Here is a 254-nt window from a genome sequence, read left to right as displayed (position 1 = left end):
ATCAGCAAGCCGAATGCTTATGTTGATCCGGTAACCAATCTGTTCGGTGCCAATGGCGAACAGCGCAATCGTGGTGTGGAACTCTCCGTCTATGGCGAACTGGCTTCCGGCCTGCGGATGCTCGGCGGTATTTCCTATATTGATGCCAAGCTGAAAGACACGGCCAATCTTGCTGAAAGAGGCAATAAGGCACCGGGCACACCATCTTTCATGGCCAAGATGGGGCTTGAATATGATGTGGCTTCCATTCAGGG

Annotated in this window: 1 protein-coding gene; it reads left to right on the top strand. The window is 52.4% G+C overall.

The window, feature by feature from the left end; translation table 11 throughout:
- A partial coding sequence (locus HBA93_RS22180) for a TonB-dependent receptor domain-containing protein (RefSeq protein WP_221724680.1) occupies positions 1-254 on the top strand: 254 nt, incomplete at both ends.

The organism is Ochrobactrum sp. SFR4 (genome assembly GCF_019730395.1).
GTDB lineage: Bacteria > Pseudomonadota > Alphaproteobacteria > Rhizobiales > Rhizobiaceae > Pseudochrobactrum.
The sequence above is the reverse complement of the archived record's forward strand: the minus strand, read 5'-3'. Positions and strand labels throughout refer to the sequence as shown.